Source organism: Vibrio sp. D401a, from assembly GCF_030248515.1.
In the GTDB taxonomy this organism is placed as follows: Bacteria; Pseudomonadota; Gammaproteobacteria; order Enterobacterales; family Vibrionaceae; genus Vibrio; species Vibrio rotiferianus.
In genome coordinates, this window is record NZ_JAHGAI010000036.1 from 88,030 (window position 1) to 111,237 (window position 23,208).

Here is a 23,208-nt window from a genome sequence, read left to right on the forward strand (position 1 = left end):
TTGATGGCTTGTTGTTCAACTGGCTTTAATGAGGGGATAAATCTGCATTCGGTCACGGTTTGCAGGCGTACAGATATGGATAATGCCTAAAGTTTATATTTTTGACTCCAGCATTTTTTGGGAGTCGTTTGAGCATTTTAGGAGAGAATTGCATGTATTACGGCTTTGATGTCGGTGGCACTAAAATCGAGTTTGGTGCGTTTAACGATAAACTTGAGCGTGTAGCAACAGAACGTGTACCAACACCAACAGACAACTACGATTTGCTGGTAGAAACCATCGCAGGTCTAGTAAACAAATACGATGCTGAATTTGGTTGTGAAGGTACGATTGGTCTTGGTCTTCCTGGTATGGAAGATGCCGATGACGCAACAGTACTAACGGTTAATGTACCTGCGGCGAAAGGCAAACCACTTCGTGCGGATCTAGAAGCAAAAATTGGCCGCAGCGTAAAAATCGAAAACGACGCAAACTGCTTTGCGCTTTCAGAAGCGTGGGATGAGGAACTTAAAGACGAGCCATCGGTACTTGGCTTAATCCTTGGTACTGGCTTTGGTGGCGGCTTCATCTACGAAGGTAAGGTGTTCTCTGGTCGTAACCACGTAGCAGGTGAGGTGGGTCATACCCGTCTTCCCCTTGATGCTTGGTTCCACCTAGGTGAAAACGCACCGTTACTAGGTTGTGGTTGTGATAAGAAAGGCTGTCTAGATAGCTACCTATCTGGTCGTGGTTTCGAACTTCTTTACACGCATTACTACGGCGAAGAGAAGAAAGCGATCGACATCATTAAGTCACACGCAGAAGGCGAAGCAAAAGCGGTTGAACACGTTGAGCGCTTTATGGAGCTTCTCGCAATCTGTTTTGCGAACCTATTTACTGCAACTGACCCACATGTAGTTGTGTTGGGTGGTGGTCTATCTAACTTCGAACTGATTTACGAAGAGATGCCAAAACGTATTCCTAAGTACCTGCTTTCTGTAGCGAAATGTCCGAAGATCATCAAAGCAAAACATGGTGATTCAGGCGGTGTACGTGGCGCTGCGTTCCTAAATATCAAGTAATCGTCAGAGTTTTCATTAAGAGAAAACATTTAAGACAAAGATTGAAAGCCTCGCTTCCCTTTAAGGTAAGCGAGGCTTTTTTATTGCTGTTATGTCGTTGCTATCTTTACCCAGTTTTACGCTTCATTTACGTCTCTTGAACTCGTGATTGATAAGCTGTTTCAATTGCTTCCATGAACAGTAGGAATGAAGATGTTCAACTCGTTAAGATTTCGGTATGGTGTTCTTAGTATCGCTTTAGTTGGTATGGTCTCGCCGACGCTTGCAAAGCCGCCAGCACCTAAGCCCCCAAAACACGTAAAGAAAGTGGTGGTAGTTAAACCTGTTTATCGTCCCGTTTATAAAGCGCCAGTTCATCGCGTATACCATTACAATAAAATTCCGAGAACCGCGACTTACCTAGTGATTGCGGGGATCACTTATGCCGTCGTTGATAATGTCTATTACAAGCGAAGTGGCGATCAGTATATTTATGTGGAGCAACCTCCGGTATCCGTGCAGAGTGAAGTGAATACAGCGAGTAGCACTGTCGTAGCAAATAAGGGAATGGCAGGTAAGATAGTCGATGTGTTGCCGAATGAAGCGACTACGGTGACCGTTAATGGGGCGACTTTCTATGTCCAAGGCAGTGATTGGTATGCGCCAATTGCAGGAACGAACCAGTTTGTGATTGTTGAGCCTCAGTTATAAAGCCTTACCCTTGGATTTCATGCATAAAAAACTCGCGACGAATCGCGAGTTTTTTGCATTGACCTATTTGGTTAGGCTTATTTGTTCTTTTTACCTACGCCCAAGTTTTCTTTTTGAGCTAGGGTGATTTTGCTAAAGCCTAATTTTCTGAAGTAGTTGTCGCGGTAGTTGCGCACTGCTTTAGTGTCAGATACTGCTTCGATTTGTTGCTCCATCTTTAGGAACTCAGTGATGTCGATACCTTCTGCTTCTGCAACCGCTTCTTGAATGTTGCGGTGTTGCTGGTACGAGAACGTCAGTTCTTTGTCTTGGTCTTTGTAAGTGTAAAGAATGGTGCGAGCCATAGCTGTCTCTCTGAAAAATTTTTCTGTAATCAATAAAAAGGCCAGACATGCTGACCTTTGAATTCTGAATTGGCCTAGATTCTGCCTTGAAGCGGGATAATTGTCACGCTTTCTGCTGCTTTTACTGTATCAACAGCAGGGGAGATTTCGATTAAACAGTTTGCCTCACTCATTGAACGTAAAATACCAGATCCTTGTTTGCCTGTTGTGCGAACGGTTAGGCGACCTGTTTCGTCTAGCTCGTAGATACCACGGCTAAATTCGGTACGACCTTGGCGAGAGCGTAGATTTTCTGTGGCAATGGCGCTGACTTTAAGTGGCTTCCAGCCTTGTTCGCCTTGCATCTTACGCAGCGCTGGTTCAACAAAATTGATGAATGAAACCATCACGGCAACAGGGTTACCCGGCAAACCAAAGAAAGGCTTATCGTTGATTTGACCGAACGCAAGCGGACGACCAGGACGCATGTTGATACGCCAGAAATCAATTTGCCCCAGTTTATCCAATGCCAGCTTAATGTAATCGGCATCGCCAACGGATACGCCGCCAGAAGTCATCACTACGTCGGCTTGCGCAGAAGCATTTTCGAGCGCTTCAATCATCAACTGCTCGTTGTCTTCTAGAATTCCGAAATCCAAAATTTCGCAGCCAAGTTTCTCTAACATGCCCATGATAGTGAAACGGTTTGAGTCGTAGATTGAATTCGCTTTCTGTTCTGTACCCGGTGCTTGTACTTCGTCACCGGTAGAGAACACAGCAACTTTTAACTTGCGGAACACATTCGTTTCACCAAAGCCAAGAGAAGCAATCATGCCCATCTCAGGAGAGGCTAGGCGAGTACCGGCAGTAAACACATCGCTACCAATTGCTAAGTCTTCACCCGCTTGGCGAACGTTTTGACCAGTTTTGATGCTCGCACCATTGAACGTGACAGTATCGCCATCCTGTTCCGCTTGTTCACGCATAACAACGGTATCACCATTGGTAGGTGTTGGTGCGCCCGTCATGATCTTAACCGCTTGACCAACTTCCAGAGGCTGATCGTAAGCATGACCCGCCATCACTTCAGCAACTACTTGGTAGCTATCACGCTCGACGTCATCACCGCGAATGGCGTAACCGTCCATTGCTGAGTTGGTGTATTGCGGAACGTTCACTGGTGACACAACATGATCTGCAAGCACGCGGCCGTACGCATCTTCAATCTTGCACGCTTCGGTTTCAGAAACCGTGTTTACCAACGAAAGGATCTTTTCTTGTCCTTGAACCACAGAAAGGAAAGCTGGAGAAAGGGTATCGCAGCAAGCGGCTTCTTTCTCTTTACTCTTTGGTGCTCTCGCTTCTTGAACATACTGAATAACGAACTGGGCAATCGCTTCAAGATCGTTGATGTTCATTTGTGGCAGATCAGAATCCAATTCGCCGCTGTCTGAAGCAATCGCGATAATGTTTTCATCATTTGGATGAAGCCAAGGCTTGCCGACTTCTTCACGGTGCAATTCGATCTTTGGAAAGGCAATGTTTTTGCAGCCTTCCACTAGAACCACGTCTAGCTTGTCTTCATCGAAACGTGTCAGTAGGTAATCAAACTCCGATTCTGACTCTGGTGTTTCTGTCATCAGTGCGAAGCGGTTGCGAGAAGATATCAGCATTTGCGATGCGCCTGCTTTACGTAGGCGATGGCTGTCTTTACCCGGTTGGTCGACATCAAAATTATGGTGTGCGTGCTTTAGCATACCGATGCGTAAACCTGCTTCGGTCAACTTTGGTAGTAATGCTTCAAGTAGCGTAGTTTTGCCCGTACCAGAGTAGGCAGCAAAACCAAGAATAGGGATGTTTAGCGTGTGTTTCATGATTCGAGTTGTCCAAATTGCGCCAATTCTTCAGGCGTATTTAAGTTGACGAAACAGTTTGGTGAGTCGCTAAAGTCAACGTAACTGGTGTTGCACTCTTTGTAGAGTAGGATGATCTTACGATCGCCACGTTCTAAAAACGCGGTCAGCTTTGGCAGTACGCGCTTGTGATAAAGCGTGAAGACAGGCTGCTGGTGGTCGCCATCATGAGCAACCAAAATATCGGTGTCTTCTTCTACTGCATTGCAAAAACGCTCAACAAGATCAGTGTTGATTTGTGGGCTGTCGCAAGGGACGAAGCCAACCCAATTGGTTTCTGCATGAACCAAGCCCGCGTGGATACCACCCATCGGACCTGGGAAATCTTTAAATTGATCACTGAAGACGAAACCAAACGCACGGTAGGCGTCTTGGTTTCGGTTCGCATTGATTAGAATGCGTGGTGTTTGCGGAGATAAACGTTCGATAACGTGTTCGATGAGTGGCTTCTGATTCAGTTCGATCAGACCTTTGTCTTTTCCACCCATACGGCTGGCTTGACCACCAGCCAAAATGACCCAACTAGTTTGTGTTGGCTGAAGCATATGCGTTCTCTTGGGATGTTTCTTTTGGTATGACATACAAGAGTGGAGACTCTACCAAAGTCTTGTCTTTAATCCACCACTGTTTTTTACATAAATCCGTCAACGCGTTCGCTTGGTGGCTAGTCACAACAATACTAGAGCCGCGATCAAGCAGATCTTTTGCCATGATAACCAGACGTTCGATCGACTCTTGGTCGAGAGAGGCACTTGGTTCGTCCATCAACAAAATCGATGGTTTTAAGATCCAAGCTCGTGCCATTGCTACGCGTTGTTTTTCGCCACCGGACAATACAGAGATGTGTTCGTCGGCTAAGGTTTCTAACCCTACCATGCGCAGCGCACTAATAACTTGAGCTCGCTTATCTTTTGCCGAGTCTTGTTGATATTTAACTCCATAAACGACGTTTTCATATACAGTGCCGTCAAAAAGGTAAGGAGATTGATGGAGATAAATCACATCAACACGACCACTACGACGCGTCCACTTTTTAAGCCAAGTGTCTTTAGGTGCCACCACTTTGCCCGTGGAAGGCTTTAGCAAGCCAGCTAGGATTTTGAGTAGGGTAGTTTTACCAACACCGTTGTCGCCTTTAAGGTAAATCGCGTCATTTGGACCAATAGCCAATTCAGGAATGTGAAAAAGCACGCGCTCTTTAAAGCGCATGGACAATTGCTCGGCGGTAATTTTTATAGTCATAATACACCCTTATATTGGGATGATGGCGAGTCGATTGCTTGCTTCATGTTCTTAGATAACCTTTGCCTCTCATACTAGATAAGAGAAAGTTGAGCGCTAACGCTAGAGATAATAATACAATTCCTAATGCAACTCCTTGCGCAAAAGCACCTTTACTACTTTCCATAGCAATGGCAGTCGGAATATTGCGGGTCACGCCCATAATATTACCACCAACCATCATCGAGCAGCCTACCTCGGTGACGATTCGTGAGAATCCCGCGATGATTGCCGCCAATAAAGGGAAACGTGTCTCCCAGATCATAGTAGCAGCGATACGAGGGATTGACGCACCTAACGTAATCGCTGTTTCAACTGCGCGACGGTCACTCGATTGAAGCGCACCGTGCATCATGGAAACCAGAACCGGAAAACAGACGATCATTTGTCCTAAGATCATGGCTTTTTGCGTAAACAGCATTTGCCAATCACCCAAAGGGCCTGCTCTTGAAAGCATCATGTACAGCAGCAAACCAATCACGACCGTTGGCACCGCCTGTAAGGTGTTCACAATGGACAGCAAGAACCACTTACCACGAAAGTCGGTGTAGGCGAGGACAAAAGACATCAAAATAGACGGCAATACCACCAAAGATATTGCCGTAATAGAAACACTAAAGGAGACCGCAACGATCTCCCATAGGTCTGCATCAAAATTCACCAGTAAGCGCAGGGCTTCTAGTGTTGTATCAGCAAGATTCATATTGCGTTATTTGCTCTCAGCATTCGCAACGAACAATTGTTTACCATTCAGGCGGAAGCCATTGATCAGCTCTTGACCGCGTGGGTTCACCAACCAGTCACTGAAAGCCTTCGCGCCTTGGTAGTTGATGGTTGGGTAACGCTCTGGGTTAACCAAAATCACTTGGTACGGGTTAAACAGTTTTTCGTCGCCTTGGAATAGAATCGCAAGATCTAATTTGTTTTGGTAAGCCAACCAAGTGCCACGGTCAGTCATGGTGTAGCCTTGCATTTCTGACGCCATGTTTAGAGTAGGGCCCATGCCTTGGCCTACACTGCGGTAGCCACCAAAGTTTGGTTCCATCTTAGTTTGCGCCCAGATGCCCAACTCTTTTTTGTGTGTACCAGAATCATCGCCACGAGAGATGAATGTCGCGTCTTTGTTTGCGATCTCTTTGAATACGTCTAGTACTGACGCATCGTCTTTTACTTGTGCTGGGTCAGCTTTAGGACCAACAATAACGAAGTCGTTGTACATCAGTTTACGAGGAAGGACGCCGTAGCCGTTCTCAACAAACACACCTTCTGCTTTAGGAGCGTGTGTCATAACCAAATCAACGTCGCCGTTTTCACCCATCTTCAGCGCTTTACCAGTACCAGCAGCGATGATATCCACTTTGTAGCCAGTGTCTTTTTCAAATTGAGGAAGTAGGTAGTCCAGTAAGCCAGAATGGTAAGTACTTGTTGTTGTCGCCAGGCGAATGTGTTCGCCATCTTGAGCTGAAAAAGCAGAGTAGCTTACAAGAGTGATTGACGTTGCAGCTAGAGTCAGCGCAATTTTTTTCATTTTAGTTGTTTCCTTTCCAATGATTCTTTGGCTTCTTAAGTCTTGGGTTACTAAAGAAGTCGCCAGAGCGTCAGAGAGCGCTCAAATCACAAGCCACCTTAGGGTGAGGGAGTGAGAAGCGATGGTATTGCATTGATGTCTCCCACATCCTGAGGTCACTTGGACACTCCATATAGCAAACAAGATGCCAACATTTTACAAGCTCAAAATGTTTGATTTATGCGCTAATTCATGGACTTATTTGCATAAAAATTTGCGTTGGTACAAAATGTCGCACTTTTTGTAGGGTATCTCTGTTTAAACTTGGTACACTCTGTCCCATTCCAATCCAACTGGGGTAAATATGTCTACTCAATCCCATATTAGTACAAACCAACAATACAACGCTTTTTCAGTACTGGTCGTTGATGATGAACTCGGTATGCAAGCCATCCTTAAAAAGGCTCTGGGCAAACTGTTTTCGCAAGTCGATACAGCGGGCAGCATTGAAGAAGCGGAAGAGCTACGTAACTCGCGCCACTACGATTTGATTCTGTTGGATATCAATTTGCCAGGGCGTTCTGGGATTGAATGGGAGGAAGCCTTTGAGGATGACGACAAACGCGCCGATGTTATTTTCATGACCGGTTACGCGGATTTAGAAATCGCGATTCGAGCACTTCAGCTCGGCGCATCGGACTTTATTCTCAAGCCATTTAACCTAGAACAGATGTTGAAAGCGGTCAGTCGTTGTATGGATCGCCGCTTAAACGAGCGCATGCAATACGCGATGAAGCGTGACTATCAGCGTCATCATACCTCAGAGATTATTGGTGGCTCAGAGAAAACGCGTCAACTTAAACAGATGATTGCTCAGTTTGCACCGTCTCGCGCGTCTGTCCTAGTTGAAGGTGAGTCGGGCACGGGTAAAGAACTGGTCGCGCGAGGCATTCACCAAGCAAGTGGGCGCACTGGTCCATTTGTCCCACTTAACTGTGGTGCGATAGCGCCGGAGCTTTTAGAGAGTGAACTATTTGGTCACACCTCAGGTGCCTTTACCGGAGCGAAGAAATCACGTGAAGGTCTATTTCGCGTAGCCAATGGCGGCACATTATTCCTTGATGAAATCGGTGAAATGCCTTTATCCATGCAAGCGTCACTGCTGCGTGTGTTAGAGCAACGCACCATTCGCCCTGTAGGCTCAGAGCGTGAAATCAGTATCGATGTGCGCATTGTCGCGGCGACCAACCGCAATCTGCAAGAAGAGGTCAATAAAGGTAACTTCCGTAGCGACCTTTACTATCGTTTAAACGTATTGAAGATCGAAGTTACCCCTCTGCGTGAGCGCAAAACTGACTTGTTTGAACTGGTTCCATACTTCAGCAACATGCTGACCAGTGAACTTGGCATGCAAGCACCGAAGTGGGCGCATGAAGACATGGAAGCGATGAGCGAGTACGAGTGGCCAGGTAACATTCGCGAACTTAAAAACCTCATCGAGCGTTGCATTTTGTTAGGTAAACCGCCTGCGCATCACTGGCGTGAACTCAATGGCGGTCATGCTTTACCTAATGTTTCCATTACCGTGTCACACAGTGAAGAATTGCCGACCTTCAAAGAGGGCAAAGAGTTCTCTGGTGAAGGCTATCCAAACACTTGGACATTAAAAGAAGTGGAAAAAGCGCATATCCAACAATTGGTTAATTTGCACGAAGGCAACAAGTCGGCGGCGGCTCGAGATTTAGGAGTGGCACGAAAAACGCTAGAGCGCAAATACAAAGAGTGGGATTCTGAGGACGAGGATTATGCCGAGTAGTAGTTGGCAGCAACACAAAGGATTGTCTAAATGGACGTACCGATTCAAAACCATGGTGCGTTATCGACTGTTGATTTTGACATCTGCGCCAATCTTTCTAACGCTGATAGCCCTTATTGGCATTACGATCTATTGGTCGATTCACTATACGTGGCAAAACGCATTGTTAGACGTATCGGAGCGTTTGGGTGTCGCTAATAACAGCATTACGCTGCTGCAACAAAAACAAGCGAACTACGTCAAATCGTTCGCGGACTCTTATGACTTCCGTACCCGAGTGAACCAAAATGTCCCACAAGCAGAGTTGCAAAAGTGGGTGACGGCGCAGAAAAAACGCTACGGTTTGGACTTTTTGTCCTTTCAACGTGTTAATTCGATGGAAAACAAATTCCGCTTTATGGATTTAACCAAGCGCGAATCTTTCTTCGATGTTCTGGACAGAAAAGAACTGGAAAAGCTAGACCCGGAACTCGCCAAACGTGCTGAAGTACCGATTCTAAAGAATGGTGGTGTAGAAGCGCGTGGCTTGGTGAGTCGAACCGTGATCCCGGTTTACAGCCAGCAGAATGACTTGATTGGCTTCTTAGATGGCGGTTTGCTGCTCAACAATAGCACGGTATTGGTCGATCAAATTCGTGATCTTATCTATTTGAGTGATCATGACACCCTCCGTCCAGTGGGGACTCTGACGGTATTCATGGATGACCTTCGTGTTAGTACTAACGTTCCCTTAGACAGCGACCAACGTTTGGGGCGCGCTATCGGTACACGAGTAAGTTCTGAGGTATACAACAAGGTATTGGCGGAAGGTGAGCAATGGGTCGACCGCGCGTTTGTTTACGATGCTTGGTATATCACCGCTTATCAACCAATCAAAGACCAGTACGATAATGTCATTGGGATGCTCTACACCGGTTACTTGATGTGGCCATTTGTCAAAGCGTATATGACTAATATCGTTGAGATCAGCTTGATTACCTTAATGTTGCTCTTAGTTTCTGGCGTGATGGTGTATCGCGGCTCTCGTGATCTATTCCGTCCAATCGAGCGAATCTACAAGGTAGTGAAGCTTGTCCAGTTGGGTAAAGAAAAGCGCATTGGCCCATTAGGGCTGGATGAACACCACGAACTCGCTCAGTTAGCGCGCCAGTTCGACAACATGCTTGATGCTTTGGAAGATCGTAAAGTCGAGCTTAAGAACTCTGCCATGCAGCTGGAAGGTAAAGTTCAACAACGTACGGCGAGTTTGAAAGACAAAACTGAAGAGCTTGAACTTCATATTCAATTGCTTAACCAAACCCGTGACAAACTGGTCGTTAACGAAAAGCTTGCTGCACTGGGTGAGTTAACTGCGGGGATTGCCCATGAGATTAACAACCCAACCGCAGTGATTCTGGGTAACGTTGAATTGATTCAGTTTGAGCTAGGTGAAGAAGCGAGTCGCGTTCAGGAGGAGATTGATGCGATTCACGCTCAGATTGACCGTATTCGCAATATCACACGCAGCTTGCTGCAATACAGCCGTCAGGGTGGTGTACAAGACGAAATTACGTGGCAACACGTGAATCCAATCATCGATGAGAGCATCACGCTGGTTAAAACTGGCACTAAGAAGCGTGATATTGAGTTTGTCACCGATTTACAAGCTCATACTTCGGTTGAGATCAATCGCCATCACTTGCTGCAGATTCTGGTGAACTTGCAGATGAATGGCATTCACGCGATGGACGGCAAAGGCAAGCTAACTGTTGTGAGTGAAGATTGGATTGAAGACGGCGAACTAAAAGGTGCAGCGATTCATGTCACCGATGAAGGTTGTGGTATCAAGCCAGAAAACTTAAGTCGTATCTTCTCTCCGTTCTATACCACTAAACGCGATGGTACTGGTCTCGGGCTTTCTGTTTCGCAAAGTATTCTTAGTCAAACAGGTGGCGAGCTAAAAGCAGAATCGGAATGGGGCAAAGGCAGTACGTTCAGTATCTACCTGCCAAAGAAAGCCGAGCTACTGCTTGAGGTAACGAATATCGCTTAACCGGCGATTCCAATTCATAACGCACAAAGAAAAAGGGTCAGTGTAATCACTGACCCTTTTTGTATCTGTCCCTCTAAAGGCGAGAGGAATACGTTGAATTAACCCGTATGCACCGCAATCTTCGGAGGATTGATACCGTGCTTCTTGAACTCTTTCATTACACGCAGAGTAATGTCGGTTTCAAACAACTTCTCGTAGGCGGTGTCTACCACGTAAGCCTTACAGGTTAGCTGAATCGCCAAGTAGTTATCCGTAATGGTCTGCTTCACAAGCACCGTTACCGGTTTAGGTAGGTGGATATAACGACTTGAAGACGCCGCTTCCTGAATCAAGTCACGCGCTAACGTAATGTCTTCATTCATGCCCACATAGAACGGAATCACCACCTGCATATCCAGTGCACCGTAGTTACCGCTGACCACAACTTCACTCAAGAACTTGTTGTTTGGAATCGTAATGATGTCATCGGTTAGGGTACGCATGCGCACAGAGCGCAAACCAATTGCAATAATATCGCCGTAGTTACCTTCGAACGTGACGCGGTCACCAACTTGGAACGGGCGGTCAACCATAACCGTCATACCCGCGATGAAGGATGCGGCTAGGTCTTTCAAGGCGAAACCAACCGAAACCGCTAACGTACCACCAATCAAAGCAAGGATTTGATCGTTAATACGGAAGCTCATCATAAACACGACAGAGCCAGCGGTTAAGTAGATAAAGAACTGTAAGAAAGACTGAAGCTTTTGCAGCACCATGCGGTATTGCACGAACTGGCTACCAATACTTTCTACCATCGAGTTCATGAACTTAAGCAATAGCCACGTTGAGGCAATCACAATGATGGAGAAGAACACGCCGCTCCAACGAATTAGGCTAGCGATTTGCGAGATATTATCCACACTCGCGATCTCTTCAGTCGCCAATGCAGAGGTGCTTAATAGCGATAACGCTAATACGGTGAGTAGTTTTTTCATCGTTATTTCACCAATAAATGTTGACGGTCGAGAACGTTGGTAATATGACGGAACCAGTGATCCGACACGCGAGCTTTGTCTTCACTCCACTCAATAAAGCCGCGGCTTTGGAAGTAGCGCAGAGTACCGATAACTTCCGCAATACTTAGCTGAGTACATTCAGACAACTCTTCCGGCGATGCCACCTCAAGCTGAACAATAGAACGCAGCACGGCCAGCATCGGCTTCGGCATTTTCTCGAGCTCTTGAGACTCTGGTGCGTGGAACAATCGAACCACGACTTGTTGCGTCTCTTTATCCTGACGCAGAGACAAGCGGAAAAAGCGTAAGCCAACCGTCGGGTTACCATCAGAGTAATGCCACAGAATACGGTAGAAACCTTGTTTCGCACGTTCTTCTTCTGTGATGTCTTCTTGATCCCATTGCTTAGGCACAACGAGACCGTCAAACGTCACTGGGTTCTCAATCTGTTGGTTAATACGCGTATCAAACAGTGCAGACAGTTGTTTCTCACTCCAGCGTGGCATAAACGCCACCCAGTCAAACAACAAACGTTCACCACGAGCACGGTCGACAAAACGCCAGCTTGCTTTCTCAATCGCCATCACAACACGGTGGTTCTTCTTAGAGCGACGAAGTAGGTTAGTCAGCTTAATCAAACCGCTTAAGCCGCCTACCATTGGCTTAACTAAGCGCTGGGCGTTATCAACTGCGATAAGGTAAGGCGTATCACTTTTACGTAAATGCGCAAGAACCTGTATCTCAGACGCGTCTTCTTCTAACCCAAGTTGTAGTGCCAGCTCTTTTAGTAGTTCACTGTAACCTGCGTATGGACAGTTCAAATAAAGTGGCTCGGCGTTCTTCACTTTGTTCAGGATAGTGCGCAGGAAGGTTGTTGTACCGACGCCACGCTCACCAGAAATCACGCACACAGCGGGACTATCTGTCAGCAAGTATTTAGACAGTTGCTTGATTTCGTCAGAGGCATACTCGACCAGCTCGCTGTCTTCGCTACCAGGAAGAATATATTCGAACGTTTGCTCGCCTTTGATCCTTACTAGATTGGTATCACCACCGTTATTACCCGTTTGTTTGGCAACTTCGATCCGGAACAAGTACGCCAACGCTTGGCTGAACATGGTGTAGTTAGACAACATTGCGACGATGCGGTGTTTAAAGCTGTGCAGCATAATCCACACAGCACAAATAGCCGTACCGATGATGCTTAGCAACAAGGTATCTTTACGACGGATTGACCAGTTTACCCAAACAGGGCGATCAGAGAGCTTCTCCGCGACTTCAAATACCTTTTTACGCCATAGGCGCAATACTGACAGCGTCACTAATACAAACCAGAAGAACAGCGCGCTGTAGATCCACGAGTAGATGGTGCCTTTACCCAGCGTACGAATCGAGATTTGCAGAATTACGCCAGCAACAATGGCGCTCCAAACGTAACGACGAATGGTTGAAAGACGTAGGGCAATCACCTCTTGGCTAGTGCTGCGGCTGTTGCGATAAGTAAACTCGAGAATAAAGCTAATCGCGATAGAGCCACCTAGAACCCACCAAGTGAAGATTTCTAGAATGATCAAATGCTGCAAGCTTGGGATTTCTGATAGCACTCGTAGCGAGAGCGTAATCGCAATCAACCAAGCAATTGCTCTGTGCGCACGGCTGATATACCAAATCAAACGAACCCAGATTGGCGGTTTAGCGACGTTATCCAGTTGTGTTTCGCGGAATAGGGTAATGATGCGCTTGCTATTGGTTAGCCACCACACCAAACCGAAGTAGATAAACAATACTTTGATGCCAGCCCAAACGACCGGAATCGGTGAAATCAGAATTTCTTTAATCAGAGATTGGAAAGAACGAATCTGGAAGAACACCAAGTATTCAACGTTAAGCTGAGTTTGACGCCACTCTTGCTTAAACTGCGTGACACCATAAGGGCCAAAACCGGTCAATTTGTCGTGCGTGATAGGGTCGGTAAGCTCTAATAAACGTTCTTTGCTTTGACCTAGGCTGTTGACCGTAAGGTAACTGGATTGCGTCTCAAACCATTCTTTGTCTTCACCAGATTCACGGAATGTCTTTAAGTGTTGAGCAAAGATAAGGGTTTGTTTGCGCTGCTCACTCATTACTGCATTGAGCAGTTGGTTGACCTTACGTTTGTCTTGGTCAGACATAAATAAAGGTTCTGGCAGCTTGTTGATCTCCTGAGTGATCTCTTGCGCCACAGGGAGGATTTGAGGCTCAGGTTGGAATTCGTACTCCCACTCAGCGTGAGCAGGTAAAGAAAGCACGAGACCGACTAGCATTAAAATGCGCGCCATGAAATGCATAAAATTCTCTTAAAACTTATAAGGTTAGAGTTAGTGTAGTTGCTTTATCGCGATATGCGAGTTTTACCCAATGACCGTGCACGATGTTGCGATTTCCCTTGATAAACTGATGCTTAAAAAAGGCATAGCGTACGGGAATGATAAAAGGGGACGCACTATAAACCTAATTTCATGGAGTATGTCAATGCTTGGTTATGACGAATTTATGTCTCATATTTGAGTCGGTTAGGGTAGGAGCGCTTATTAGTAGCAAGGTTTATGTTAGCCAAATCTCAAAAAACAGCCTGCTAAAGAATGCTTTTTCTCATTAATTAATAAAAACAAAACTTGAAGTGTGTAGCCTTAAGCAGTAACGTTGCGCGGTTTTTCCTAATAAACTTGAATTGCTAAGGTAAAGGTTTTGATTTCCACAGCGAATATTACTCAACAATTTGGCGCTAAGCCGCTATTTGAAAACATCTCAGTTAAGTTCGGCGAAGGTAACCGCTACGGCTTAATCGGGGCTAACGGTTGTGGTAAATCAACCTTTATGAAAATCCTGAGCGGTGAGCTTGAACAAACAAGTGGTAACGTAAGCTACGATCCAAACGAGCGCGTTGCAAAACTGAACCAGGATCAGTTCGCGTACGAAGAATTCACTGTAATCGATACAGTAATCATGGGTCATAAAGAGCTATGGGAAGTGAAGCAAGAGCGTGACCGCATCTACTCACTTGCTGAAATGAGCGAAGAAGACGGCATGAAAGTGGCTGACCTAGAAGTTCAGTTCGCGGAAATGGACGGTTACATGGCAGAAGCGAAAGCGGGTGAGCTTCTTCTTGCTGTGGGTATTCCAATGGAACAACACTTCGGTCTAATGAGTGAAGTTGCACCGGGTTGGAAACTTCGTGTGCTTCTAGCTCAGGTTCTATTTGCTGACCCAGACGTAATGCTTCTTGACGAACCAACCAACAACTTGGATATGGACACTATCCGTTGGTTGGAAGACACGCTAAACGCACGTAACTGCACCATGATCATCATCTCGCACGACCGTCACTTCCTAAACTCAGTATGTACGCACATGGCTGACTTGGATTACGGTGAGCTACGCGTTTACCCAGGCAACTACGATGAGTACATGACTGCGGCTTCTCAAGCTCGCGAACGTCTACTAAACGACAACGCGAAGAAGAAAGCACAAATCGCTGAGCTACAAACGTTCGTTGCACGTTTCTCTGCAAATGCATCGAAAGCAAAACAAGCAACATCTCGTGCGAAGCAAATCGACAAGATCAAACTGGACGAAGTGAAAGCGTCTAGCCGTCAAAACCCATTCATTCGTTTTGAACAGTCCAAAGAGCTATTCCGTAACGCTCTGATTGTTGAAAACCTAAGCCAAGGTTTTGAAGAAGACCTATTTGCTAACTTCAATGCAATTTTTGAAGTCGGTGAGCGCGTTGCAATCATCGGTGAGAACGGTGTGGGTAAAACAACCCTACTGAACACACTTGCTGGTGTACTAGAACCACGTACTGGTGAGTTCAAATGGTCTGAAAACGCGAACATCGGTTACTACGCGCAAGACCACGCACACGACTTCGAAGAAGACCTAAACCTAACTGATTGGATGGGTCAATGGCGTCAAGAAGGCGATGACGAGCAAGTGGTTCGCAGCTTCCTAGGTCGTATGTTGTTTGGTCAAGACGACATTAAGAAGTCAGTAAAAGTACTGTCTGGTGGTGAGCAAGGTCGTATGTTGCTTGGTAAGCTAATGATGCACAAACCAAACATGCTGCTAATGGACGAACCAACCAACCACATGGATATGGAATCGATCGAATCATTGAACACGGCACTAGAGCAGTACAAAGGCACATTGTTCTTCGTATCGCACGACCGTGTATTCGTAGACTCGCTAGCAACACGTATCATCGAAATCCGCGATGGTAAAATCACAGACTTTAAAGGTACTTACTCTGAGTTCCTAAAATCTCGAGGCATTGAAGGCTAACGCTCTCATAGCCCAAAATAGAAGTCTAAAGATAAAAAGCCCCAAGCATGCCTTATGCTTGGGGCTTTTTTACATCTCTTTGCTAAAAGATGCCGCTCAAGTCTTTAATAATTGAAAAGGTGCATAGCAGCGGCGCTGAACTTCCCCGTAGCTATGCTTTTTCCATCAATACTTAAATTGACCAAGTAGCGTTTGTAATCTTGAACTTACGCTCTCAACCTCGTTACTCGATGTAGAAGATTGGGCAACGAGTTGATGGGTCTCACTGGCTAGTACCGCAATTTGGGTAATATTACGGTCAATCTCACTAGACACTGTGCTTTGCTCTTCGGATGCAGCGGATATTTGGGAATTCATATCGAATAAGGTATCCACTTGCGTAGTGATTGACTCTATTGAGCCTTGAGCTTTTGAACTGATCGAATTGGTTTCTTCGGCTTGCTCGAAACTGGTTTGCATCATGTTTACGGCTTGTTGCACACCCATGCCAAGCTGACTAATCGTCGTTTCAATTTGATGGGTCGAATCATTGGTAAGTATTGCCAATTGTCTTACTTCATCGGCCACGACTGCGAATCCTCGTCCACTATCACCAGCTCTTGCTGCTTCAATAGCCGCATTAAGTGCGAGTAAGTTTGTTTGTTCTGCAATACGCTGAATAGAGGAGACGATATGGTTGATCTCTTGGCTCTGGCCTTCCAAATCTTCAACGGTAGATTTGGAGGCATGGATATGCTCCATTAGAGTTGTGGTGCTCTGCTTCGATTGCTCAGTTAAAGAAAGTGTTTCTATTGCACTACGACGAACTTCGCTTGCTGTTTGCGCCGCAGCATCGATATTGTTGTTGATCTCATTACTCGTCATCACCAACTCATTGACCGCCGTTGCGACAGACTCCGCTTCGACCTTTTGCAATTGGCTATTATTCATGCTCTTGTCTGCGCTGTGCTTACACGTTGAAGCACTTACTTTAAGAATCTCTAGCACTGCAGCGAGCTCAATCATATTGTTGTGTATTTTTTCTATGAAGAAGTCAAAGGACTGAGCCAATTGTCCCAACTCATCTTTGCCTCTCGCTTCCATTCTTACGGTCAAATCACCATCACCTGATGAAATGTTGTTCATCATATGTGTGATTGCATTCAAGCGTCTCGATATGGTCACAGATAGTAAGATAAGCAATGTCGATACGAACAGTGCGATGAACGCTCCAATCATATGAAGTTGGAACTGAACTTCTTGTTGTGCATTTTTGGCCATTACTTCAATGTTCTTTTGTAGATCAAATAGCTGTTGCTCTAAGAGGTGGACATTACTTCTTAATGCCCCACTGAAGCCTAGACTAGGGGTATAGCCAATACGCTCAAAACTTGAGACTAAAGATGTTAGGGAAGATAAATACAGGCGTGAAGAGTGTTCAAGAGAAGGGAAAGTCACGGCTTCTATATTAAGTAAATCTGAGGCTTTTGAAATGAGACGCTGGCCAAGGTTCATAGAAGGCTGGGAAAGATATTGATAATCCAACTCAACTAACTCTAAGTAGGCGATTTTTGCTTGTGCGCTGTGTGTGTCTATTGTCGCTCTCTTTAGCTCTTCGCGTGCTTTTGCCAACTGTGCATAAAAGCCGTTTGGTGTGTAGAGTTTTGTTACTTCGTTACTCAGCTCTTTGAATTGTCGTTGATACTCAAAAATACGGCTTTGAGCTTCTTGGATAGTTGAATTGTATTGCGGTGCATTTTGTGTGATAAACGTATTCAGTTCATCCAGTGACACTTCGAGTTCTTGAAAGGTTTTACTAAATCTTGAAAGGTATTTGGGATCATGACGAGCAAGAAAGTCTTTTTCATGCCTGCGTAGGGTGAGGAGTTCTATTTCGCTGAGCTGATTAACCTCGATTGCGTGCCTCAGGGAATCAAGTCTTTCAAAGCTCGCTTGCTCAATATAGGCGTATCCAGAAATTCCTATGAGAAGAATGACAATAATGGATGTAAGTTTTGCTCGGATGGATAGATTGGTAAGTCGTTCAAGTATTGGTGACCCTGGCATGGACACCTCCCTAGCTATTGACGTTTAATTTATGCACCGCAATTCATAATGAGATGTCATATATAAAACTAATAGTATATTGGAGGTGTATTGCAAGTCTGAGTGATAGAGCCTTTACGAGTTACCCTTTACGTCGAACTCAATCTTCTCTGCTCCGGTAAATACTTGGAAGCGTAAGCCTTTCGCTCGAGCGATAGTAGTAATGCCAAACTTTTTCGCCAGATCCAAACCCATTTGAGTTACGCCCGAGCGAGAAAGTAAAACAGGGATACCCATCTGCGCTACTTTAATCACCATCTCTGATGTAAGGCGCCCCGTTGTGTAGAAAATTTTATCTTCACCCGTTTCTTGATTAAGCCACATTTCACCCGCTAGCGTATCAACTGCGTTGTGACGACCAACATCTTCCACAAAAGACAGCACTTCGTTGCCTTTACACACGGCACAGCCATGCACAGCGCCCGCTTTTTTGTAGGTATCGTTGTAATGCGTTAATGCTTCAAGCGCCGCGTAGATTTCAGATTGCTTCAGCGGCACTTGTGGCACTTGGTAATCTTCAAGCTGCTTCATCACGTTGCCATACATAGTGCCTTGACCACAACCAGACGTCACCGTCTTCTTCTTCAGCGCGCCTTCTAAGTGCTCAGTATTTTCTTTGGTGATAACCGCAGCTGAGTGCGTTTCCCAGTCAATAATGACCGATTCAATCGCTTCAGGATCAGACAAGAAGCTCTGGTTCTTCAAATAACCCAACACAAGCGCTTCAGGACGAGAGCCAAGCGTCATTAGCGTAACGACTTCCTTCCAGTTCAACATCACCGTAAGAGGGCGCTCACAGGCGATTTGCTTAGTTAGCTTCTCACCGTATTCGTCAAACACTTCTACTTCGATGGTCTGTAGGGGATTTTCACTGGTTTTAATAATGTTTGGTTTTACCACAGTCATGTCCTAATGAATGAGAGAGCCGATACACGCTCTCATTAATGGGTCTATTCGTCTTAACGCTACAACAAAGCAATTCTCATTCCAAAATAGCTGTTATAAGGAAAATTGCGAGGCATTGCTTCGATTCTGGATTAATTCTGCGATATCGCAGCAATGACACAGGTGCTAATTTGAATTTCTACTAGTTTTGAACTTATGAGCTTAGCGAAGGTAAGGCTTAATCTGGCGCGTTTATTGCTTTGTACCGCTAAAATGGTTGAAAGCAAAGTACAAAATGTCCTTTTCTGTCTTAAAGCCAACATAGAACAAACTGGGTGAGTTATGTCGGATAAGAAACAGTTCGAGAAAAATGAAGATTCATGGTCGATAGGCGTGGATCTTGTAGAGCATGAGATCAGTACCGGTATTTGGGTCACGACCCAATGGCAACTGACGGGATTTGAAATTAACCCAACCGAAGACACTCAACACGTGTGCTTGCTGCAATTGCACAAATACGAGCGCACCGATTACCGCTTTAACCTGAGCTCGCAACAACCAAAGCTTTTTTTGGTTATGGATAATGTCGACTCTGGTGATACACCGACGATTCAATTGCTTACGGCGTCTCAAACTGTCGCTGCGCAATATATGGATGGCGATAACCTAGTATTATCTAATGATATGCCGTTAGCTATTCAAGCTTGGATGGAAGCCTTTATTGGGCGTCACGGTGAGTTGTTAGAAGTAAGACGCAAGAAACGCAAAGGAGCGGGCAGAGCAAATGGCAACTAGTTTTTTTAGCCGTTGGTCGAAACGTAAGTTAGAAGAAACCACTGCAGAGCCTTCAGACGCTAAGGTTGTGGACTCTGTTGAATCTACTGAACCAGAAACCGCACAAGCTCATGAAGAATTAAGCACTGAAGCGCAAGCATTAGCTACTGAGGCTTCTGCGACAGAGACTGAATCTCAACAGGCATCAAACGAAACTACTGATCCTGAAGAGATGTCCGTAGCGCAGCTATTAGTGTCTGAGGCTTCAGAGAGCGTTAAGAAAGCCGCACTGCGTAAGATGTTCTTGTCAGAAGAGTTTAACGTTCGCGATGGTTTGGATGATTACGACGATGATTACAGTAACCTCAAGTCGCTTTCTGAAGGGGTGGCTGAAACACTTCGTGATTGGGTGAAAGAGAAAACGGAAGAAGAACCAGCAGAAGAAACGACACAATCAACTGAATCTCATGAAGAAAGTGATATTGAATCGGCTGATGTAGAACTTGCTGAAGGTGCCGAAATTCCCGAAGAACAAAAAGAACTGGATATAAACACAGTATCTAATGAAAGTGATATTCTAGAGACAAAACTAGCCCCTGAAGAGGTGGGACAAAATATACCACACAAAGAATAGGTACATTTTGACTAAACGCTCAATGAACCGGCTGAGACAAAATGTCCCAGTCGGTTTTTTTATCCCTACAATTTCTAAGATAAATAGCTAACCTATTGAAAATTGGCTGATATTTAATTGGCACGACATTTGCTATCTGTTGCTCATTACCATTCTTGTTGAAGTTAGACCATTTGCCCAACAGGCAGTGATAACCCGGGGGGGACTACCTAAAAGGGGTAGTTACTGACGAGTTAATCAGCAGAATCGCCTGCGCTAACTACAATGAAAGATGGAAGAAACTATCCATGCGTATAAATGGAACTGAGCAATGTTGAAACAACTATTAGAACAAGCAACTTCCAATAACGGTAAAGCGCGTCTGTATGCGTTTGAAAATACTGTAGAGTTGACCAACCTTATTCCACCAACGGTGAGCTACGAGAGTGGCGGCAATACACTGATTGTTGGACCGACTGCCATCATTGAGAGTGCAGCCGCGCAGCTATCTCAAATGAACAGCCTGACACTTCTTTCTACAGACGGAGAGAAGGGCACCAATCCAGAACTGTACTTTGCAAACTCAGTTCAGGTTTCTGGTTTCCTAGGTACGTTTGAAGTGCTTATCGAAAATAACGGTCTAGCAAGCAACCTAGCAAAAGTCGCTATCAATAGTGATTGTTTCGATGTTGTTCTCGATCTTTGTCTAAGTAGCTGTATGTCAGAAGAGGTTCCGGTTCCGGGTTACTACCCAGTAGGGCGCGGTTATCCAAAACTGGCAGAAGCGCTAGAAGAAATCCCAACATTAATGGGTACGTTTGATAAGCCAAAGTTCTTCCGTCTGGACACTGATCTATGTGCGCACAGTTCTCGTGGCGTGAAAGGTTGTGAGCGTTGTGTGGATGCTTGTCCTGCTGGCGCACTATCAAGTGAAGGTAGCGATAAAACCGGTCACCGCATCGAGATTAACCCATACCTATGTCAGGGCGTGGGTACTTGTGCAACGGCTTGTCCGACAGAAGCGATTCATTACGCGCTACCTAATCCTGAAGATACGCAAAAATTCATTGAACGCACGCTAGCGAACTACGAGCAAGCGGGCGGTCTGGATCCTATCGTTCTTATCTGTAGTTCTCGTCACGAGACTTACAACGTGATGGCATTGAAAGCGCTACCAGATAACGTTATTCCAATTGTGGTTGAAGAGCTTCCTTCTATCGGTATCGATACATGGTTCGCCGCTCTAGTTAATGGCGCGACGCAAGTGCTATTTGCAGCTTCTCGCTTTATGCCTGCAACCATCATTCGTGTTCTGAACAACGAAGTAGGTATCGCGCAAGAGCTATTGGATCAACTTGGTATCGCAAAAGAGACCATCGATATCCTTTACTTGGAATCACTTCGTGAAGGTCCTCCAACACTATGTACAGATTCATTCGATCTTGCTCTTGGCGATCTTCAAGGTAACAAGCGTCAGCGTCTGTTTACTGCGTTGGATGCGATGTCTTCTTCTCGTATTCCTGTTGAGAACATTGTTGAACTGCCTGCGAACGCGCCTTACGGCAATGTTTCTTGTGAGAGCAAAGATTGTACGTTGTGTATGAGCTGTGTGGCGGTTTGTCCAACACGTGCACTTCATACCGACGGTGAATCTCCATCACTTAAATTCGTTGAACAAGATTGTATTCAATGTGGTTTGTGTGAAAAGGCATGTCCAGAGAAAGTTCTGACTCTAACGCCACGCATGAACTGGGTGAAAGAAGAGCGCCAAAAAGCGGTTGTGATTCACGAAGAGAAAGCAGCGGAATGTATTCGCTGTCATAAGCCATTCGCACCTCAGTCTATGATCGACATGCTACAAAACAAGTTACGCGGTCACTCTCATTTCTCTGATGAAGCGGCGATCAATCGTATCGCGATGTGTGAGGACTGCCGTGTGATCGACATGTTTGAGTCGATGGCAGAAGACCCAATGAAACAACTGAAATACTAGGAGCTCGCAGTGGATACACAACGAGAACAAGAACAAACACTGAGAACAGAGATCTACTTGGTTTTGTCTGCGCTTTTCCGAAGCGCTCCAAGTGAGGAGATGATCGAGTTCCTAACTTCTCTAGAAGTTGAACCGTCAGAAAGCGCAATGCAAAAAGCGTGGATTGCGCTTCAGCAAGCGGCGAAAGATTCCAACCGCGAAGCGCTAGAAGATGAATACCAAGATCTTTTCATTGGTATCGGTCGTGGTGAAGTGATGCCATTTGGCTCATGGCACATGACAGGCGCAATGATGGAAAAACCACTGGCTGAAATTCGTCACGATTTGGAACTGCTTGGTTTCGAGCGTGATGAGAATGTGAAAGAGCCGGAAGACCACATCGCGGCACTTTGTGAAGTGATGTCGATGCTAACGGGTGAAGAAGAAGACCTTCAACAAGCGGTGTTTAACAAACACATCGAACCTTGGTTTAACTCTTTCACTCAGCAACTAGAAAACGCAGAGAGCGCGAACTTTTATAAGCCAGCAGCTCAACTGTGTGAGGCGTTCTTAACACTGGAACAAGTGCGCTTTAGCGTGAACACCAAAAGCAGTAAGCACAAATTAAAAATTGATGTGAAAAACGTCACTGATTACGAGTAATCGAGCAGTACTTGGTCATATCGATAGAGGGGCAATAGCCTCCAAAGATCTACCGTAAGGTAAGGAAGCAATGATGAAAGATAATAAAGAAATAAACACAAGCCGTAGGGATCTCCTGAAAGGCTTAACGACTGCAGCCGTAGCTGGTGCGGTTGTCGCTGGAACAACAAAAGTGGCAAGCGCTTCAGAAACGGTTGAGCCTTCTGAAAAAGACGTGAAGAAGAAAGGGTATCGTGAAACTCAACACATTCGCGATTACTACGACACACTTTAGG

Annotated in this window: 20 protein-coding genes; 10 read left to right on the forward strand and 10 right to left on the reverse strand. The window is 45.5% G+C overall.

Annotated elements, in window-relative coordinates; genetic code table 11:
• Positions 1-152 precede the first annotated feature (152 nt).
• Positions 153-1,061, forward strand: coding sequence for an N-acetylglucosamine kinase (nagK, locus tag KIV41_RS15985; RefSeq protein ID WP_010448284.1), 909 nt, complete (start codon positions 153-155; stop codon positions 1,059-1,061).
• Between the two features lie 192 nt (positions 1,062-1,253).
• Entirely contained in the window at positions 1,254-1,751 is a 498-nt protein-coding gene (locus KIV41_RS15990; protein WP_285337004.1) for a hypothetical protein, read from the forward strand.
• Positions 1,752-1,828: 77 nt separating this feature from the next.
• Here KIV41_RS15990 and KIV41_RS15995 read toward each other — a convergent pair whose 3' ends face one another.
• The 6 genes from KIV41_RS15995 to KIV41_RS16020 all read right to left on the reverse strand — a co-directional run bounded on the left by KIV41_RS15995 (position 1,829) and on the right by KIV41_RS16020 (position 6,796).
• A complete protein-coding gene (locus KIV41_RS15995; protein ID WP_005377584.1) occupies positions 1,829-2,095 on the reverse strand; it encodes a DUF2960 domain-containing protein in 267 nt (88 codons plus the stop codon).
• A gap of 74 nt (positions 2,096-2,169) precedes the next feature.
• Positions 2,170-3,948, reverse strand: a complete 1,779-nt coding sequence (locus KIV41_RS16000) for a bifunctional molybdopterin-guanine dinucleotide biosynthesis adaptor protein MobB/molybdopterin molybdotransferase MoeA (RefSeq protein ID WP_285337005.1) — start codon at positions 3,946-3,948, stop codon at positions 2,170-2,172.
• Positions 3,945-4,532, reverse strand: a complete 588-nt coding sequence (gene mobA, locus KIV41_RS16005; protein WP_181144071.1) for a molybdenum cofactor guanylyltransferase MobA — start codon at positions 4,530-4,532, stop codon at positions 3,945-3,947. The genes KIV41_RS16000 and mobA overlap by 4 nt, the downstream gene beginning before the upstream one ends.
• Positions 4,510-5,229 carry an energy-coupling factor ABC transporter ATP-binding protein gene (locus KIV41_RS16010; RefSeq protein WP_010448265.1) on the reverse strand — a complete coding sequence of 240 codons (720 nt, stop codon included), beginning with the start codon at positions 5,227-5,229 and terminating at the stop codon, positions 4,510-4,512. The genes mobA and KIV41_RS16010 overlap by 23 nt, the downstream gene beginning before the upstream one ends.
• A gap of 43 nt (positions 5,230-5,272) precedes the next feature.
• A complete protein-coding gene (locus KIV41_RS16015) occupies positions 5,273-5,971 on the reverse strand; it encodes an ABC transporter permease (RefSeq protein WP_005427748.1) in 699 nt (232 codons plus the stop codon).
• A gap of 6 nt (positions 5,972-5,977) precedes the next feature.
• Positions 5,978-6,796: a substrate-binding domain-containing protein gene (locus KIV41_RS16020; protein ID WP_005441551.1), complete on the reverse strand. Its 819-nt coding sequence runs from the start codon at positions 6,794-6,796 to the stop codon at positions 5,978-5,980.
• Positions 6,797-7,139: 343 nt separating this feature from the next.
• On the opposite strand from KIV41_RS16020, the gene KIV41_RS16025 reads away from it, so the two are divergent.
• Both KIV41_RS16025 and KIV41_RS16030 read left to right on the forward strand, forming a co-directional pair.
• Positions 7,140-8,591, forward strand: coding sequence for a sigma-54 dependent transcriptional regulator (locus KIV41_RS16025; RefSeq protein ID WP_285337006.1), 1,452 nt, complete (start codon positions 7,140-7,142; stop codon positions 8,589-8,591).
• On the forward strand, positions 8,581-10,623 hold the full coding sequence (locus tag KIV41_RS16030; protein WP_285337007.1) for a cache domain-containing protein: 2,043 nt from the start codon (positions 8,581-8,583) through the stop codon (positions 10,621-10,623). The genes KIV41_RS16025 and KIV41_RS16030 overlap by 11 nt, the downstream gene beginning before the upstream one ends.
• Positions 10,624-10,721: 98 nt before the next feature.
• Here the strand turns inward: KIV41_RS16030 and KIV41_RS16035 are convergent, their stop codons facing one another.
• Both KIV41_RS16035 and KIV41_RS16040 read right to left on the reverse strand, forming a co-directional pair.
• Entirely contained in the window at positions 10,722-11,600 is an 879-nt protein-coding gene (locus tag KIV41_RS16035; RefSeq protein WP_005427576.1) for a mechanosensitive ion channel family protein, read from the reverse strand.
• A 2-nt stretch (positions 11,601-11,602) separates the two neighbouring features.
• Positions 11,603-13,948 (reverse strand): ATP-binding protein, encoded by a 2,346-nt coding sequence (locus KIV41_RS16040; RefSeq protein ID WP_285337008.1) that lies wholly within the window; start codon positions 13,946-13,948, stop codon positions 11,603-11,605.
• A gap of 400 nt (positions 13,949-14,348) precedes the next feature.
• Between KIV41_RS16040 and KIV41_RS16045 the strand changes: the two genes are divergently transcribed.
• Positions 14,349-15,941 (forward strand): ABC-F family ATPase, encoded by a 1,593-nt coding sequence (locus KIV41_RS16045; protein WP_071236111.1) that lies wholly within the window; start codon positions 14,349-14,351, stop codon positions 15,939-15,941.
• A gap of 165 nt (positions 15,942-16,106) precedes the next feature.
• On the opposite strand, the gene KIV41_RS16050 is transcribed toward KIV41_RS16045, so the two are convergent.
• Both KIV41_RS16050 and KIV41_RS16055 read right to left on the reverse strand, forming a co-directional pair.
• Positions 16,107-17,987: a methyl-accepting chemotaxis protein gene (locus tag KIV41_RS16050; protein WP_285337009.1), complete on the reverse strand. Its 1,881-nt coding sequence runs from the start codon at positions 17,985-17,987 to the stop codon at positions 16,107-16,109.
• 114 nt (positions 17,988-18,101) lie between these two features.
• Complete coding sequence (locus KIV41_RS16055) at positions 18,102-18,926, reverse strand: formate dehydrogenase accessory sulfurtransferase FdhD (RefSeq protein WP_045389713.1); 825 nt, start codon at positions 18,924-18,926, stop codon at positions 18,102-18,104.
• Between the two features lie 327 nt (positions 18,927-19,253).
• On the opposite strand from KIV41_RS16055, the gene KIV41_RS16060 reads away from it, so the two are divergent.
• The 5 genes from KIV41_RS16060 to KIV41_RS16080 all read left to right on the forward strand — a co-directional run bounded on the left by KIV41_RS16060 (position 19,254) and on the right by KIV41_RS16080 (position 23,207).
• Positions 19,254-19,706 carry a DUF3305 domain-containing protein gene (locus KIV41_RS16060; protein ID WP_285337010.1) on the forward strand — a complete coding sequence of 151 codons (453 nt, stop codon included), beginning with the start codon at positions 19,254-19,256 and terminating at the stop codon, positions 19,704-19,706.
• Positions 19,696-20,319: a DUF3306 domain-containing protein gene (locus KIV41_RS16065; protein ID WP_114091949.1), complete on the forward strand. Its 624-nt coding sequence runs from the start codon at positions 19,696-19,698 to the stop codon at positions 20,317-20,319. Before KIV41_RS16060 ends, KIV41_RS16065 begins: the two co-directional genes overlap by 11 nt.
• Before the next feature lie 310 nt (positions 20,320-20,629).
• Entirely contained in the window at positions 20,630-22,291 is a 1,662-nt protein-coding gene (locus tag KIV41_RS16070; protein WP_050936464.1) for a 4Fe-4S dicluster domain-containing protein, read from the forward strand.
• 9 nt (positions 22,292-22,300) lie between these two features.
• A complete protein-coding gene (locus KIV41_RS16075) occupies positions 22,301-22,933 on the forward strand; it encodes a molecular chaperone (protein ID WP_258455631.1) in 633 nt (210 codons plus the stop codon).
• 73 nt (positions 22,934-23,006) lie between these two features.
• Positions 23,007-23,207, forward strand: coding sequence for a twin-arginine translocation signal domain-containing protein (locus tag KIV41_RS16080; protein ID WP_005427585.1), 201 nt, complete (start codon positions 23,007-23,009; stop codon positions 23,205-23,207).
• Position 23,208 lies beyond the last annotated feature (1 nt).